7 protein-coding genes are annotated in these 17,429 nt (G+C 64.0%); all 7 read right to left on the bottom strand.

The window, feature by feature from the left end:
• Positions 1–8 precede the first annotated feature (8 nt).
• The gene (locus AC3EA7_RS18670) at positions 9–3,773 is read right to left on the bottom strand and encodes a choice-of-anchor D domain-containing protein (RefSeq protein ID WP_488615583.1); all 3,765 of its coding nucleotides are present in this window, start codon (positions 3,771–3,773) and stop codon (positions 9–11) included.
• 36 nt (positions 3,774–3,809) lie between these two features.
• A complete protein-coding gene (locus AC3EA7_RS18665) occupies positions 3,810–6,461 on the bottom strand; it encodes an FHA domain-containing protein (RefSeq protein ID WP_488615582.1) in 2,652 nt (883 codons plus the stop codon).
• A gap of 76 nt (positions 6,462–6,537) precedes the next feature.
• A complete protein-coding gene (locus tag AC3EA7_RS18660) occupies positions 6,538–8,397 on the bottom strand; it encodes a protein kinase domain-containing protein (RefSeq protein ID WP_488615581.1) in 1,860 nt (619 codons plus the stop codon).
• Positions 8,397–11,459 (bottom strand): protein kinase domain-containing protein, encoded by a 3,063-nt coding sequence (locus AC3EA7_RS18655; RefSeq protein WP_488615580.1) that lies wholly within the window; start codon positions 11,457–11,459, stop codon positions 8,397–8,399. Before AC3EA7_RS18655 ends, AC3EA7_RS18660 begins: the two co-directional genes overlap by 1 nt.
• A 62-nt stretch (positions 11,460–11,521) precedes the next feature.
• Positions 11,522–14,683, bottom strand: a complete 3,162-nt coding sequence (locus tag AC3EA7_RS18650; protein ID WP_488615579.1) for a protein kinase domain-containing protein — start codon at positions 14,681–14,683, stop codon at positions 11,522–11,524.
• A gap of 18 nt (positions 14,684–14,701) precedes the next feature.
• Positions 14,702–16,300 carry a methyltransferase regulatory domain-containing protein gene (locus AC3EA7_RS18645; protein ID WP_488615578.1) on the bottom strand — a complete coding sequence of 533 codons (1,599 nt, stop codon included), beginning with the start codon at positions 16,298–16,300 and terminating at the stop codon, positions 14,702–14,704.
• A gap of 5 nt (positions 16,301–16,305) precedes the next feature.
• Positions 16,306–17,394: a phage tail protein I gene (locus AC3EA7_RS18640; protein ID WP_488615577.1), complete on the bottom strand. Its 1,089-nt coding sequence runs from the start codon at positions 17,392–17,394 to the stop codon at positions 16,306–16,308.
• Positions 17,395–17,429: the final 35 nt, after the last annotated feature.

Here is a 17,429-nt window from a genome sequence, read left to right as displayed (position 1 = left end):
CCTCCGCATCATGTATCTCTGGTGATCGTCGGCACATCGGCTGGCGTCGAACGATTATCGGCGGCATCGGTGGCAGTAACGACGAAATTGTTGGCGCCGGTTACAAGGTTCACGCTGATGGAGAAACCGGTTCCGCCGCCGGTCAACTGCTGCGATCCAACCACGGATTCGCCCTCATCGATGACACCATTGTCGTTCGTGTCGTTCCAGACCTCGACAAGACTGTTGGCTTCTGCGGTTCCCGAGATGTTGAAGGCGGTTGTCGTGGATGGAACCGTTGTTGCACTGATCGGGTTGGTGACTGTCGGAGAGGAAGGCGGAGTTGTATCGATCACAATATTGCGCAAATCCGCTAGCGACTGGCCTGCCGGAATGGTCAACACAGCGTTATTCCCCGCAGCATCGCGCAGTGTGGCGCCTGCGGTCAACGTGAGCGCCGTGGAGTTGAGATCACCGGTATTCTGCCCCGCGCCGACCACATAGGTTCCGCTGGCGCTGACGCCGCTGAAGGGCGCAATATTGATCGTCACGCCGGTGTTGAGCGTGACCTGGAGCGAACCGCCGGTCAGCACGACCGACTCGCCAAAGTTGACCGTGACATTAATGCTGGCGCCAACCCCATACGTCCCATCCGGCGTCGAAGAGGTCACACTCGTCACGGCTGGCGGTATGGCATCGACCGTCCAGCTTCTGGTCGCTGGGGTTGAGATATTGCCGACCGCGTCGATAGCGCGCACGCTGAAGGTGTGCGAAGCGTCGGTCAGATTGGTGATCGTGAACGGGCTGGTGCATCCGCTGAACGACCCGCTATCAACCCGGCACTCGAATGTTGCGCCTGCTTCCGAAGCGAAGGTAAAGATCACATTCGGACCGGTCGTGCTGCCAGCCGCCGGTCCTCCGGTGATCAACGTGTCCGGTGGAGTTGCATCAACCGTCCAGGTGCGACTTGCCGGGCTGGCATCGACGTTGCCGGCTGCATCGATGGCGCGCACGCTGAAGGTGTGCGAAGCGTCGGTTAGATTGGTGATCGTGAACGGGCTGGTGCATCCGCTGAACGACCCGCTATCAACCCGGCACTGAAACGTTGCGCCAGGTTCGGAGGTGAAGGTAAATGCCACCGTTGGACCGGTCGTACTGCTATTCGCAGGACCGCCAGAGATGGACGTGTCGGGCGGTGCGGTATCGAGCATCCACGTATAGGCTGCCGAGGCGCTGACGTTGCCTGCCTGATCGCGCGAACGCACATTGAAGGTGCGGCTGCCGTCAGCAAGACCGGATGGTGTAAACGGACTGGTGCAGGGCGCAAAACTGGCATTACCAATGCGGCATTCGAAGGTCACACTGGGGCTTACATCGTCGCTGCCGCTAAATGTAAACGGCGCCGCCGGGTTGTTCGTCAACTGCGGCGGCGTATTGCCGATCGCAACGGTTGGCGCCGTCGTATCGATCACAATCTGGTCGCCAGCGTTGAACGGCAGCTTCTCCACCGCATTGCCATCGGCGTTGGTCACACCATTGCTGTTGACAAAATCGAGCCGGATGGTCTTGTTACCGCCGCCGGCATTCACCGTCACCGTCCACTGGTTGGTGGACGTGCCGCTCGCCGGCGATACCGCTGCGATGCTGGCGCCGACCGCGCCGCCAAGCGTGGTCAGGCTGAAGTTCGATGCCGAGACGCCTTTGACCGCTTCGCTAAAATTGACCTGAAACTGAACGCTCGCGGCATTGGTCGGGCTATTGCCGGCCCGCACAATCGAAGCCACTTCGGGGATTTCGGTCCCTGCCCCGCTCAGGCTGACCAGCAAGACCCCGCCAGCGGATGAAGTTTCGATCCGGAGTTGCCCGGTGCGCTGCCCGGCTGCCGCTGGTGTAAACGTCAGCGTAATGGTGCACGAGGCGCCTGCTGCCAGCGACGCGCCGCAATTATCGGCGGCGCCGCTGACGCGCGCAAAATCGGCTGCATTGACGCCGCCGATCACGATCTCGTTGATCGTCAGCGGTGCATTGCCAGTATTTTTTAGCAGCAGTGTGCGCGGTGCGCCGGCTGTTCCTTTTTTGATGCTGCCAAAGGCAATCGATGCAGGATCGACCTCGCCGCTGGCTGCGGCAACGGTCGTTGGCTGCGGCAGCGCCGTCGGCGAAGGCGCGGTGGTCGTCGTCGGGCGCGGTGTGGCAGCGGCTGGCGATGGCGTGACCGCCGGGCGCGTGGTGGGAGACGGCGTACTGCTGGTTGGCGCCTGCACTGCTGCTGTTGGTTGATTCTGGACTGCAGCGGTTTGCGCCAGTTGCGCCTCGAGCGCCGCGCCGGTTGCCGCCAGCGTCTGCGCGTCTGCGGTCTGCACTGCTGCCAGCGAAGTGACCGTCGCCTGAAACGCCACGGCAAGCGCCGTCTGCGCACTCGCCTGCTGTTCGGTCGGTAATGCGGCCACAGCGGATTGGGTGGCCGCCAGCGACGCTCCGGCTACGGCGAGAGCCGTCTGTCCCTGAGCCGCCTGCTGCGTCGCACGGGCTGCGACGCGGGCCGACTCGGCAGCAAGACCACTACCCTGTGTACCGGCAAGAAAACCGCTGCCGGGAACGGCTGACCACACTGCCGATGGAACATTCAGCCCATAGAGCAGGAAGATCAGCGCCAGCAGCGCCAGCGGCGACCACACCGGCAGCAGCGCAGTCTGTACGAAACGCACCTCATCACGTAGGGTGCGGGAAGGCGAACCGTGAATATCATCCCGCTCCTCGATCTCGACGGTCAACGTATGCACGCGATCGCCGCCGAAGGTACGGCGGGGAGCGGCGATCGTCAGCGGTATATCCGCTGTGTCTCCCGGCGCGAGTGCGACGTAATCCTCCGCAAACGCCGCGCTGACCATCTGGCGCTCGTCGCCTGCGCGCAGATGGTACGCCGCCTGAGTATTGCCGTTATTGCGCAGGTGAACAGTCGCCACTGCCTGGTCACGCCCACGCACCCGGTGTGGCGATACGCTCATCTCACCCGCCAGGAATGGCGCCACACGCCATTCCAGCGCCAGTTCGGCGGCGGCGGACGGATCTTCCTGCGGCACAGCGCGCAGACGCACATCGTATGGACGGACCATACTTTCTGAGGCGGCAGGCGCCTCCACCCGCACACTGGTCGTCTTCATCGAAAACGGCGGCACGCGCAGCGTCGGCGCAGGTTCTACCCACGACTCGGGCAGACCCTCGAGCGAAAGCGCAACAGTCAGCGGAGCAGCAGTCCGGTTCGTGACCCGCACCTCGACATCGGCCAGTTCGCCAGGTGTCAGGGTCAGCGCCGTCTGCAATGGCGACAGGGCAAGCGCCAATCCTGCCGGAGCGCTACCCGCGACCCGCTGCGTCGGCGCAGCGTGGAGATCGGCAGGCGCATCCGGCGAGGGTCTGGCAGGCGACGCTGCGCCCATCTGCAGGCGCAACGTGTACGGACCGATATGCACCTCCTGCCCCGGCTCCCACACCTGCGGGCTCTGAGGCGTCAGGCGCACGTGCCCCAATCGCGTGCCGCTCTTCGATCCCAGATCGGTGATGGTCGCGCGGCTGCCATCCCAATCGATGCGGGCATGGGTGCGCGAAATGATCGGCGTATCGAGGTGCAACGCATTGTTCGCCAAGCGACCCACGGTCATTCCAGCGGACGTCAGCGCGATCACGCGAACTGAGCCGCTCTGCGTATCGATCACGACAACCTGCGGCGACTCGTCGCCAGACGGAGGCGCAGGCTGATCGCCGGGGGTGTTGGATGGATTGGTTTCGAGCACGACGCACACCTCCTGAAACGTTGACGGGAAGAAATGTTATGGCGGATTGATTTGCAGATTGATCTGTGCAGTGCGAACCTGGCCGCTGTTCAGATGGGTGACGGTGATGGTCATCCGCGCCTCGCCTGGCACGCCGCGACGGTACTGGAGTCGCGCCAGGCGATCATTGGCCTCTGTCAGAGTCGTTGTAAACATTTGCGGTAACGATGTCGCATTGAAACCGCCGCTTCCAGTAATACGCATCTCTCCCGCGTTATTTAGCGGGGTTACTCCGGCGATGCTCAACTGAACGGTGACAGTATCAGCGGCAGGCACACCGCTGATGGCCACATCGGCGATATTCGCCCAAGGCGCGCTGGCGCCTCCGGTGACATTGACCGACGCTGGCGCAGTCAGGATCAGAGCGACCGGTTCAGGCGTCTCGGTCGGCGTCGGTGTTGGCGTTTCCGTAGGCGTTGGCGTCAATGTCTCAGTGGGTGTCGGCGTCAACGTCTCAGTTGGCGTGGCTGTCGGCGCTGGCGCCGGGGTATTGGTCGGCGTGGCGGTGGCGCCGGGCAGTGGCGTGTTAGTCGTGGACGGCGTCGGCGTAGGAGTGACCGTGGCTGTAGGTGTAGCAGTCGCAATGCCGGCCGCAGGCCGGATCGTGCCGACCGCAATGTTATCGGCGAAATTCGCCCCAGCAGCGCTGGTCAGAACCACCCGGAAGCGCCGATCGGTCGCGGTTGTGGAACTCGGCAACACCTGGACGACGATCACCCGTTCGGTTTCACCAGGATTGAACGCCAGCGTACCGCTGACGCTGCGATAGTCGATGCTTGCCCGGGCAGTGTCATCTTCGGTCGTGTATTCAACGCTCACGGTTGCGGCGCTGCCGATCGACAGGCGTACAGTAAAAGTCATCGTCGTTTCGCCGCTTGCCTGGCGCTGCACCGAGGCATCATCGATGGTCAGTTCGGGCAACCCTGGCGCTGGCGTCTGGGTTGGCGCCGGGGTTGGCGTGAGCGTCGGTGTGCGCGTAGAGGTTGGCGTCGCCGCCGGCGACGGCGCGCCAACGGGGCGGGTGACCGTTGGCGCGGGCAATGCGCCTGGCGGAACCGTTGCAAATGGCGCGTCCACCGGTGGCGGAAGCGTTGGCAGTGCAGTAAACTGGAGCGCAATCGCGGTTGCGGTGGCGAACTGTGCGACCAGCGTCGCCTGGAGCGCCACCTGCTGATCGGCAGGCGCAGCAGTCGCCGTCTGCGCCAGCGCCGCGAGGGTCGCCTGCCCCTGCTGTTCGATGAGTTGCAACTGTTGTGCAGTCGCGGTCGCTTCCACTGCCGCCGTCGCGCGCATATCCGGCGGCGGCTCGGTTGGCGCAGCAAAGATGCCATACCCCGGCAGCGCGCCGGCAAGCGACACCGGCAGCGCAGCAAAACCGCACAGCAGCGCCAGCAACAGCAGCGTCAACACAATCGGGATCCACCAGAGCGGAAACGCTGGCGTCTGCACGAACTGCGCCTGCACACTCAGGGTCTCACGGATCGCCTGCTGCACATCGGTCTCGATCGCCTGAACCGCGAATGGGTGCTGCCGTTCCGCGCCAAACACACGCCGTTCAACGACGACCGTCAGCGAGGTTTCAGCCGTTTCGCCTGGTTCGGCGGTCAGGCGCTCCTGTGTGAACGAGTAGCCCAACTCCTGGCGCTCATCCGTTGCGTTGAGCGCATACGATGCATGAACATTGCCGTTATTGCGAGCAGTGACGGTATACACCGCCTGGTCGCGGCCTCTGGCGCGTTTTGGCGCGATCGACAGTTCTCCCGCCAGGAAGGGGGTGACACGCCACTCCAGCGGCGCCTCGAACATCAGCGTCGGCAGTTCGGCGGCAAATGCCTGAAGAGAAACTGCATACGATCCGGCGCGGCTTTCACTGGAGGCTGGCACATGAACGATCAGCGCGGCTGGAGCGCGTGCGCCAGGTGCAACGATCACCGTAGGCGAAACCTCGACCCAGTCCAGCGGCAGACCATCGATAAGCAACGAAACCGTCAATGGGATTGTCGCGTGATTGGTAACGACGACATTGATCGTGGCATGCTCGCCAGGCGTCAGCGCCAACGCGCGCTGATCCGGCGAAATGGCGAGCGCAATCGGCTCAGCGACGCCCCGATCAGGAACATCAGGCGCTCCACGGCCAGCCGGCGCTATAGCCGGAACCACTGGCGCCGGCGGTTCTGCCGCCTCTTCGAGGCGCCTGGTTGGCGCGTCGGGGACGGCAGGTACGACGCCGGAAGGTGCAGCGGCAGGCGCCGCTGGCGGAGCGCCGGGATAAAGACGCAGCGTATAGCGTCCAATGCGCAGCGGTTGATCGGGAAGCCACTCATACGGAGCTTGCGGCGTCAGGCGTGTGGCGCCCAGGAACGTTCCCAATTTCGAGCCGAGATCAACGACCGTGGCGCGCCGTCCGTCCCACTCGACACGGGCATGGTTGCGCGAGATGGTCGGATCCTCGAGCGCCAGGTCGCTGCTCTTGAGGCGCCCGATTGTCACACCCGTCGCTGTCACCTCTACCGAATGCGCAGGTTGCCCCTGCGCGTTGAGCAAGGCGACAAATGCAGCGGTTTCGCTCATAGACGAAGCAACGACCTGCGTCGCATACGGGTTGGGCGATGCCTCCGACTGAGAGGCTTCATCTGACGACATAAGCATCTCGCTCCACAATCAGACATCGCGGCACGCAACTGGGGACGATCCCGATAAGAGCCTACCCGAATAACCGCAGGATCTAAATCGGCAAGAGCGACGTTTGCACGAATGTGGCCTCTGCCTTTATCGAGCCAACACCTAACACCGCCGCTGTCACCGTAAAACGATGAGTCTGGGCGCCGCCAAAAACACGCCGGTTGCTGCGCACCTCGAGCGACGCCTCGACTGTTTCTCCTGGCGGAAGATGGAGTTCGTGATGCGCAAAATTGTATGCCAGCGCCTGATTGTCATCTTCTGCCATCAATACCACGTGCGCTGTCGTTCCGCCCTGATTCGTCAACTGAACCGTATACTGCGCCTGATCACGTCCGCGCGCCATTCCCGGCGTGATAGACAGGCTCAACAACGGTGGCGCCGCGACGATCCACGTCGCCTGCGCCGATGCGCCGGTCTGTGGTTGGTCAACCGAACGTGCGTGGATCTGCACCGAATACGTTCCGCCGTGCATTCCGGACGTTGCAGGCACACACAGCGTCAGCCGCACTACTTCCTGCGCCCCGGCTTCCACGCGAACCGGCGCCTCCGGCAGACGTATCCAGGGCGCGGGCCATCCTTCAACCGCCAGCGTCAGCGTTTCGGCGGACGTCCCGCGATTGACCAGCGTCACCTCGACTGCCACGTCCTGACCGGCGACGACCTGAAGCGAATCCTGACCAGGCGCCAGCGTCACGCCAATCTGATCGTTGCGACGTTGCTCCAGTTCCAGTGTGAACGGACCGACTTTCAGACGCTGCCCGATTTCCCAGGTATGCGACTCGTGCGGCGTGATTGGCGCGCCATCGAGCAGCGTTCCGCCGCGCGATCCCAGGTCCTTCACGCGCACACGCCGTCCGCTCCACTCGATATGCAGATGATTGCGCGACACTGCCGGATCGTCGAGCACAATCCGATGCCCTGCACGGCGTCCAACGGTCAACCCCTGCTCTGTCAACGGCGCCTGGTGCACCGCCTGACCTGCCGCATCGAGCACCCTGACGATCAAACCTTCGGGCGCAGGCGATGGAGGGGGAGGCGGCGCCTGCATCACCTGGCGGAGCGCCTGAGCCAGTTCCGCGCCGGTGGCAAAGCGCTCCTCCGGTTTTTTTGCCAGGCAGCGGAGGATGATCGCCTCCACTGCGACCGGCAGATCGGGCGCAACCGTGCGCGGCGACGGCGGTTGCGCATAGACATGTTTCTCGACCGCCTCGCTGATCCGGCTGACGGTGAACGGCAAATAGCCGGTGGCAACTTCATACAGCACAATCCCAAGCGAATAAATGTCACTGCGTCCATCGACCGGCAGCCCCTGGCACTGTTCCGGCGACATGTACGCCGGTGTGCCGACCGTCATACCGCTAGCGGTAATGCCTCCACCGCCTTCGACCACCCGTGCCAGACCGAAATCGGTCAATTTGACCACATAGAGCGAGCGCCCGCCAGGACCGGCATGCCGTTCGATTAGCATGTTGTCCGGTTTGATATCACGATGCACAATTCCGCGAGCATGGGCAAAGTCGAGCGCTTCCGCCGCCTGCCGGATCAGATCGAGCCCGAAGTTGAGCGGCCACTTCGTTCCCTCGCGCGCACGACGGTCGAGCAACGTGCGCAATGATCCATCGGGCAGGTATTCCATTGCGATGTAGTATCGCCCCTGCTGCTCATCAAAATTGAAAATGCGCACAATATGCGGATGCTCGAGCGCTGCAATCGCCTGCGCCTCCTGGCGAAAGCGCGCCTGAAAGCCGGGATCGCTCGCCATGTGCGGGTGCATGATCTTGATCGCCTGCAAGCGATCGAGGTGCACGTGGCGCGCACGAAACACCTGCCCCATGCCGCCCGCGCCAAGCAGCGCTTCGATACGGCAATTTCCGATAATCTGTCCAAAAAGATCGTTCGTCATTATCGCAAATAGGTAAAGACCCACCAACCCGTCCGTGGTCCCTCACGACCACTGGCATCGACTGCCGAGATCCGCCAGCGCCCCGGCTGCGCCCCGACCCAGTTGAACTGATACTCGGTTGACGGCGTATTCGTCACACTCCAGGTACGACCGATATCGGTGCACCAGGCATTGAACTGGCAGCAGTGGAAACAGTCGATCTCCACCCGGTACGAGGCAGCGCCCGGCACCGGAGACCATTGGAGCAATGTTGTGCGTGGAAAGATGTCGAATGTAGCGCCGTTCGGCGGCGACAACTGCGTTGGCGGCGTCGTCATGAGCACGTCTGGCGTTGGCGTCGGCGTACTGGTTGCTGTTGGCGTCGGCGTACTGGTTGCCGTCGGCGTCGGCATCTCGGTTGGAGACGGCGTTGGCGTTGCAATCGGCACATCGGTAGGTGTTGCAGATGGTTCCGGAGTGCTGGTCGGTTCCGGTGTGCTCGTTGGCAACGGCGTGGCTGTTGGCGCAACGGTTGGACTCGGCGTTGCTGTGCGAGTCGCGGTTGCGGTTGGCGTATCGCCAGTTCCGCCGGTTCCTCCTGAACCACCTGCGCCCCCCGAACCTCCGGTTCCGCCGGTCCCGCCGCTTCCGCCCCCACTGCCGCCTGCGCCGTTGTCACCGCCGGTTCCGCCAGACGCAGCGACCGCCGTTGCAGTCGCCTGGTCGTCGGTCGTGACTGCACCGGTCTCAACCGTTGGCGTTGCCACATCGATGGTAGCCGTCGGCGCAACCGACGCGGTCGGTTCGACCGTCGGTTCTGGCGTTGTCGTCGGTTCTGCTGTTGGTATGATTCCTGACTGGCCGGCAACGTCTGCATTGACGTTCCCGCCACTGCGCAGAACGGCGTACCCCGGCAGCCCGCCCGCCAGTGATGCCGGCAGCGCGCCAAAGAGGTGCGACACCCCAAAACCAACCATCAGCACTGCCGCAATCAGGCTCCACACCGGCAGCAACGCTCCCTGGATCCACATCCCATTGGCGCGCAGCGTCGCCCCATGATCCGCCGTCGCCGTAATCGTCACACCGTGCGTCGTCTCGCCGCCAAACGGAGTGGGCGGACCTTCGACCATCACGGTTGCGCTGCCGCTTTCACCCGCCTCGAGCGCGAATTCCTCCGGTGTGAGCGTTGTCTGGATGCCTGCTTCGTCCGCCTCACCCTGCAATCGGTAGCGCACCGGCGCATTCCCCAGGTTGCGCACAGTCGCCTTCATCACGCCACGCAGCCTCCCGCGCGCGCGCCCTGGCGTCAGCGCCAGTTCTTCGTGCACATACGGGCGCACCGTCCAACGCGCCAGCACCGACCCGCCCTCCCCCGGGCGCGCGCGCGAGCGCGCCGTCACCTCGACGGGATACTCGCCGGCGCGCGCATCTGACACGGCGGGAGGTTGCACCGACAGCATTACTGTCGTCTGTCCACGCGGCGGCATCTGAGCAGCCGGCGGCAGCGTCACCCATTCCGGCGGCACACCGGAGACGCCGACCGTCAGATGATCGACCTGATCACTCAGATTCACCAGCGTCACCGCCACGGTCGCTGTCTGCCCCGGCATCACCGCCAGCGTCTCCGGTTCGAGCGTCATCCCCACCATGCCGGTGGTCACAAACGCCTGGGAGTACTGCAACGGCATTGCGCCGCTCACCGGCGGCGGCACCGTCATCACGCCGCCTCCTGGCGTCGCAACGGTCTGCGGGGTCGTCAGCGCGACGCCGGGCGGCGTCGCGGTTTTGCCGCCCTCAGCGCCTTCCGGCGGATCGAGGCGCAGCCAGTACGACCCGACGCGCAGCATAGTGCGCCAGGGCCAGGCAACCGATTGCTGCGGCGGCAACGGTTGACTCTCCAGCAGCGTGCCATTGCTCGACCCCAGATCGGTGGCCATTACCTGCGTGCCATCCCACTCCAGGCGCAGGTGATGCCGCGACACCCCTTCACCCGGCAGGACCACATCGTTGCGCTCGACCCGCCCGACCGTCAGCCCGCCGGGACGCACCGCCACCACCTGGAGCAGCGTGCCGGCGTCGTCCAGCACCTGGATGCGCGGCAACGAACCGCCTCCCATCAACGTCGGTACAGATGGCGCTGCACTCGCGGCATGCAACGTCTGGATACGAGTGCGTGCCGCGATCTCGGTCAGCAGTGCGCCTGCTTCTTCACTTCCAATCGCCACATCGGGCGCAATCGCGCTGATTGCCTCATACAATGCAGCCGACAGATCGGCGGCTGTGGCGAAACGCTCCTCCGGCATCTTCGCCAGACAGCGCAGCACAACCGCCTCGACGATTTCGGGAAGATCCGGGCGCACCTGGCGCGGTGACGGCGCCGGGACGTAGACATGCTTGAACACCGCCTCGCTGATCGTTTTGACCACGAACGGGAGCGTGCCAGTCGCCACTTCGTACAGCACCACACCAAGGGCATAGATGTCGCTTCGTCCATCGAGCGGCTTGCCCTGGCACTGCTCCGGTGACATATAGGCGGGCGTGCCCATCGCCATACCGGTCGCCGTCAGATTGCTCCCTTCGGTCATCCGCGCCAGTCCGAAGTCCGCCACCTTCATCGTCGGACCCCGACCCATCAGACCGGGTTGGAGCAGCAGGTTATCCGGCTTGATGTCGCGGTGGACCATGCCCATCGCGTGAGCGTATGCCAGCGCGTCCGCCGCCTGGCGCACCAGTTCGAGCCCCTGCACCAGGCTGCCGCCAGTCTGCTGAGCTGTCGAGCGCAACCAGCCGCGCATCGAGCCGCCGGTGACCAGTTCCATCACCAGGTACGCCATGCCATCGTACTCATCGAAGTCGTACACCTCGACGATATGAGGATGCCGCAGTTTCGCCGCCGCCTGCGCTTCGTGGCGGAAGCGCGTCTGGAACATCGGGTCCTGCGCCAGATTGCCATGCAGCAGCTTCAGCGCCGCCGGACGGTCGAGGTGGATGTGGCGGGCGCGAAACACCTGCCCCATGCCGCCGCTGCCCAGTAGCCCTTCGATGCGGTAATTGCCGATGGTTTTGCCAATGAACTCAGTCATGATGGTGTATGGCTCCTGTGGCGAGCATTCCTGCGGCGTTGCTCCAGAGCGCGGCAGTCCGATTATGGCGTCGGCGTCACCAGAATAATGGGATTCAGAATATCCGGTCGAATAATGATATCCGGGCGCAAGATCCACTGCCGGCGCAGCACATAGTTGGTTGTCCGGTCGGGACGCGGATCAGACGGACGGTAGTCATCGAAGACTTCCGCCTGCATATCCTCACCCTGTAGGCGCACGGTAATCCGCGTGGTTTTGAAACCGAAGTCATACACGCCAACCAGTTGTCCCGGCGTATATGGCACCTGGATCTCGCCCCAATCGCAGTCGCTCGGCGTGCATTTGCCATAACCCTGGAAGGTGTACGTCGTTTCGGTCTTCTTATCGATCACCAGGCGCGTCATTCCGCTCGTGTTGGTGTCGACGTTGACCCAGTTGCCGATAAAGGCGTTGAACGCCGCCGCCTGCGTTGTTGCCGTCGCAGCCACTGATGTTTGCTGGGCGGCAACGGCGGCTGCAGTCTGCGCCAGGGTTGTTTGCTGGGCGGCAATGGTTGTGGCTGTCTGGGCGTTGGCGGCTGCCGCCAGGGTCGCCTGCGCATCGATCGCCTGTTGGGTCGCCTGCGCATTCAGCGCCGCCTGAGTCGCCTGTTGCGCGGCTGCGGCGGCGGTCTGCTCAATAGCCGCCTGCTGCGTCGCCTGTTGGATCGCCTGCTGCGCCTGCTGGGTCTGTTGCGCTGCCTGCTGCTGCTGTTGTTGCGCCTGTTGCGTCGCCTGCTGCTGTTGCTGCTGCGCCTGTTGCGTCTGTTGCGCCTGCGCAACCTGCGTGTTCTGCTGCGCCTGGAACGCAATTTGGGTCTCGATCGGCGCGGCGGCGATCGTCTGCTGCTGGATGAGCGCAACCGTCTCCTTGGTTTCGAGCGTCGCCTGCGCTGCGGTGCCGACGACTGCCGCGGTGGCGGTGTTCGCTGCCGCAATCACACCGGCGGCTTCGGCGGTCGCCGCAGTCGCAGTCGCTGCTGCGGGGCGCACCACGAACATTTCGTTCCCAAAGAACACCCCGCCCAGGCACAACGGGATGAGCAGGAACAGCGCCGTGATCGCCCACGCCGGAATGATCGGCATCTGGACGAACTGCCCGGTTGCCACCGGCGGTCCCTCGCCGCCCGCGACCGCCGCGCCGACCGTGAAACTGCGTGTCTGTTCACGCCCAAACCAGCGTCGCGGACCGGTGACCGTGGTTGGCACATTGACCTCGGCGCCGGGATCGAGCGTCACTTCTGGCGGCTCGAAACGGTAGCGCAGCACGTGCTCATCATCCTCGGCGCGCAGGGTGCACTGGATCGGAGCATTCCCATTGTTGCGCAGCGTGGTGGTAAAGCGCGCCTGGCCGCGCCCGGCAGCCCGTTTTGGTGCGAGGGTCAGCGACGGCGCCATAAACGGCAGCACCGTCCAGCGTCCGTGCGCCACGCCGACTTCCGCCGGATTTTCGCGCGACCGCACCCGCAGCGTCACCTGATAATCACCGGCGCGACTTGCCGATGCACGCGGCGCTGTGACGGTCAAGACCACCGGCGCCTGCACGCCTGGCATCAACTGAATCTCATCAGCGGGGCGGCGCACCCACTCTTGGGGCGCACCTTCCACTTCGATGCTGAAGTGATCCACGACCGTTCCCAGATTCGCCAGCGTCAACCGCAGCGGCGCCGGCTGCCCTGGAGAAAGGGTCAGCGAGGTATCCTCCAGCACCACGCCAATTCGCCCGGTGCTGACACTGGCGGTCGCCATGCCGGTGGGCATCGGGCGGGTCACAGCGGCTGGCGGCGGGGTGGCAGTCGGTTGCGCATCGAGCAATTGCTGCAACAACGCGCCTCCCTGTTCGGCGAGATGTGCTGGCGGCTCCAGGCGCAGCCAGAACGGACCGACGCGCACCACCTCACGCCATCCCCACAGGTGCGCCACCTGCGCCGGCAGGCGCGTTGCGCCCAGCAAGGTGCCATTGCTCGATCCCAGATCGGTCACTGTCGCCTGCCGGCCGTCCCAATCGACGCGCAGGTGCGACCGTGACACTCCCTCAGATTCGAGTACAAGCGCATTGGTGGACTGGCGCCCGACGGTGACACCATCGCTCGTCAGTTCGACGACGCGCAGGAGATTCCCGGCGGTGTCGCGCACCTGGATGCGCGGCAGGTTCGAGGCGCCGGGAAGCGACGGAATAGCGGGCGGGAGCGTCCCACTCGATGGCGCCATAGCGGTTGGCTGCGGCGTTGCCACTGCGGGAGGAGGTGGCGTGGGAACGGCGCCTTGCGGCGAGACTGGCGGGGCTTCGTTAGGATGCGCCATCACCGTTGCGTGGGTCAGGGTTGGATCGGGGCGCGCCAACAGCGCTTTCAGGCTGGCGGCGACCTCGGCGGCGCTGGCGTACCGATCGTCGGGGCGCTTCGCCAGGCAGCGCAGCACAATCACTTCCAGCGGTTCCGGTAGATCGGCGCGCACCTGGCGCGGCGGCGTGGGTGGAACGAACACATGCTTGTACGCTGCCTCGCTCAGAGTCGTCGCCGTAAACGGGAGATAGCCGGTCGTCACCTCGTACAGCACCACACCCAGCGCATAAATGTCGCTCCGGTGATCGACATGCGCCCCCTGGCACTGCTCTGGCGACATATACGCGGGTGTTCCCATCGCCGTACCGGTCGCGGTCATCATCGACCCTTCCGCCATGCGCGCCAGTCCAAAATCGGTAATCTTGAGCGCATAGCGCCCTGGCGCGCCGGAAACTGCGCGGAGCAGCATATTGTCGGGCTTGATGTCGCGGTGGATCATGCCCTGGCTATGGGCATATGCCAGCCCTTCCGCCGCTTGCTGCACCAGGTCGATTGCCAGCATCAGGGGCCAGGGTTTGCCCTCGCGGGCATGCTTCTGCATCAACCCGCGCAGCGACCCATCGCTCAACAGTTCCATCACCAGATACATCAGGCCATTCTGCTCGCCGAAGTCGTACACCTCGACGATATTGGGATGCTGGAGTGCGGCGATTGCCCGCGCTTCCTGACGAAAACGCGCCTGAAAACCGGGATCGTGCGACAGATTGGCATGCATCACCTTCAAAGCAACGGGGCGGTCGAGGTGAATATGCCGCGCACGAAACACCTGCCCCATGCCGCCAGCGCCAAGCAACGCTTCGACCCGATAATTGCCGATGGTCCGACCGACGAGATCCGTCATAAGGAGATGCTCCACATTTTATGCAACCAACAGCGCTGCCTGAGCAAACCAGCGGAGCCGTTGTTCGATTTCGACCTCAAGACCAGCACGGGGAGCGGAGACATGTGCTTCGTTGACGTATTGTACTCTACCTGCGGCGATCGCGCCCGTCATCTCGCGCACTATCGCCGCCCGATCGCGCTGACCGTCGAGCAACTGGAGCAGCAACCGATCGAACGGATCGAGCTGCAACACATCGTGGTAGAGATTGGTCACCTCGATACCGGTCTGCGCTTCCAGGCGCGCCAGGGCGGTCGCTTTCGGGCGTTCGCCCGGCTGTGTCGCCACAAGCGGCGGATGGAGATGAAACGACACCAGCGTGGTCGCTATCGCAAACGCGCGCAGCAGGTCGCCCCCCAACCGGCGCGCCAGCGCCGATGGTTCAGCATCGCGCAGCGCCGCTCCGCCTTCTGCAGCGCGACGCCGCGCTTCGGCCACCAGCGTCTCGAACGGGACCGTGCGCGGCGACGCTCCCGCCAGATAGAGCAACGCCGCCTTCGTGATCGGCGCTGTGACCGTAAACGCCACATCGTGCAGATTCCGAAACACGACCGGCGTCTCGTTCGCCAGATCGACCGGTTGTGTTTCGGGGCGCATCAGCGCAGCGACGGCCATGCCCGTCAGTCGTTCTGGTCGCAATGTGCGCCGAATCTTCAGATGATCGTGGCAGAGGAGCGTCTGCCGGAACTGCCGACCGCGAAGAAAATCCATGTACTGCTCCAGGTCGATACCGCTTCGAGAAAAAGAACGTATCGCATCGACCGTTTCGGGCTTCAACCCCTGCGGCAGCACCATTGGAAACTCGGTTTCGCAGAGATACTGCAACCCGTGCTGCGCAGCATGCGCGGCGAACTGCGCAAAAGAGACCGGTTCGTTTACCACCTCGAGCGCATCATGGAGTAGAAACGCATGGCTCAGCGGACCCAGGCGATCCAGCATCGCGCGAAACCGACCAGCATATGCGGCGATAAAACTGTTGAAGGCGCCAGCATGCTCCGAGTCGCTTTCTGCCAGCATGTCGAGCAGCGCCCGCGCCATGCTGGCGCGATCCTGCGGATCCTCGACACCCCTCACGGTATAGAGCATCAGATCGCGGATCGCACCGAGAATATACCAGCCAGGGTAGGTGTTGTAGCTGATGTACGCGATACCGTTTGGCGTCAGGCAACGTTTGATCAGCGCCATGAGCCGGTCGCGCACCGGCGCCGGCGCCCACGAATAGACCCCGTGCGCGATGATATAATCGAACTGCCCCAGTTCATCACCGACATCCTGCAGATCGCGCGCCAGCAGCGTGATATTCGTGATGCCGAGCGCGTCGATAGTCTGCTGCCCCTTCGCAATCTGGCGTGGCGAGAGGTCGATGCCGACGAACGAGGCTTTGGGCAGGCTCACCGCCATTGGCATCAGATTGGCGCCGGCGGCGCAGCCAACTTCCAACACGCGACAACGTGCGATCGGCGGTGGCTTCAAGCCGAGCAGCGTCGCCAGAACCGCCACGTAGTCCGGATGGGTATGCGCATAGGCGCGCCCTGGATAGGGCATGTCGTCATAACTGCGCGCCAGAGTTGTCACCATATCGTTCACTGTTGAACGTCCAGAATATAGCCAGCGTGCGCCGGTTTATGCGTGCGCACCAGATCGTCGATCAGGCGCGCATCCACGTCACTGCCAGGCGGAATAGTCAGCGAAATACGAAAGACGAACGGTTGCGACGGTTCTTCGGTGATGGCAGGCGTCAGTCCGGTCACCACCTCGATCAACCGTTTGAGACCATACGCCGTGCCACGCCAGCGATAAAGATCGGCAGCCTCGGCGATCAGGCGACGGATGCGCGCTTCGGGCCAGTACGGATTGATTGCCATATCGAGCCAACCCGCCAGCCATGGCAGAAACGACGGCGGGCAGGTGCGCGGGTCGAAGTAGAGGTTGATATGGTTCTGACGCCACTCCAGCGGCTCCCAGATCGTCTCGAAGATCCGCAGGTAGCGCCCCAGGAACTCATTCTCCTGAAAGATCGAGGGCAGATACCGCAGGTAGCGACTGTCCAAACCGTCTGGCGGCGCAGTGTAGCGCACCGGCAGGCGTTCGGGAAACTCCTGGGCAATGATGACCGGCGCTTCAGGCGGCGGTGCGGATGGCGTCTCAGGCGGGGGCGGCGGCGGCGCCGATGGCGCTTCAGGCAGGGGCGGCGGCGGTGCGGATGGCGCTTCGGGCGGCGCAACCATCGCCGCTGTTTCGTCAGCAACGCCTTCTGACGCTTCACCCGGCGTCGCCTCTGCCGCAGACGGCGGTTCCGCGACAACCGGCGGCGGTTCGGGCGCTTCTGCGACCGGCAGCGCGACCTCTTCGGGCGGATAGGATACGCCGGGAGGCACATAGATCAGCACGAACGGCCCAATCCGCACTTCTTCACCGGGAACCAGCGGGTACGGTTGGTTCGACGGAAGGCGGCGTTCACCGATGAATGTACCATTCGTACTGCCGAGATCGATCAACTGCGCGCCCTGCGGTCCCGCCTCGATCCGGCCGTGCATATTCGACACCACTGGCGAGTCGAGGTGCAGATCGCGCGCCGGGTTGCGCCCGATGGTATACTGCGGCTGCCGCAGTGGTACCAGTCGTTCGCCGTCGGCGGAGCGGATGATCAGTTTGCCAAAATCGGGTTCCATGAGATGCTCCGGGTGTTAGAGGTTAGTGCCCGTTG

It is taken from the genome of Roseiflexus sp. (assembly GCF_057785375.1).
Note: the sequence above shows the minus strand (reverse complement) of the source record. Positions and strands in the feature narration are given on the sequence as shown.

Coding starts and splice junctions, on each gene's coding strand:
- AC3EA7_RS18655 (WP_488615580.1), bottom strand. CDS start 11,459: ATGACTGAGTTCATTGGCAAAACCATCGGCAATTACCGCATCGAAGGG.
- AC3EA7_RS18665 (WP_488615582.1), bottom strand. CDS start 6,461: ATGCTTATGTCGTCAGATGAAGCCTCTCAGTCGGAGGCATCGCCCAAC.
- AC3EA7_RS18645 (WP_488615578.1), bottom strand. CDS start 16,300: ATGGTGACAACTCTGGCGCGCAGTTATGACGACATGCCCTATCCAGGG.
- AC3EA7_RS18660 (WP_488615581.1), bottom strand. CDS start 8,397: ATGACGAACGATCTTTTTGGACAGATTATCGGAAATTGCCGTATCGAA.
- AC3EA7_RS18650 (WP_488615579.1), bottom strand. CDS start 14,683: ATGACGGATCTCGTCGGTCGGACCATCGGCAATTATCGGGTCGAAGCG.
- AC3EA7_RS18640 (WP_488615577.1), bottom strand. CDS start 17,394: ATGGAACCCGATTTTGGCAAACTGATCATCCGCTCCGCCGACGGCGAA.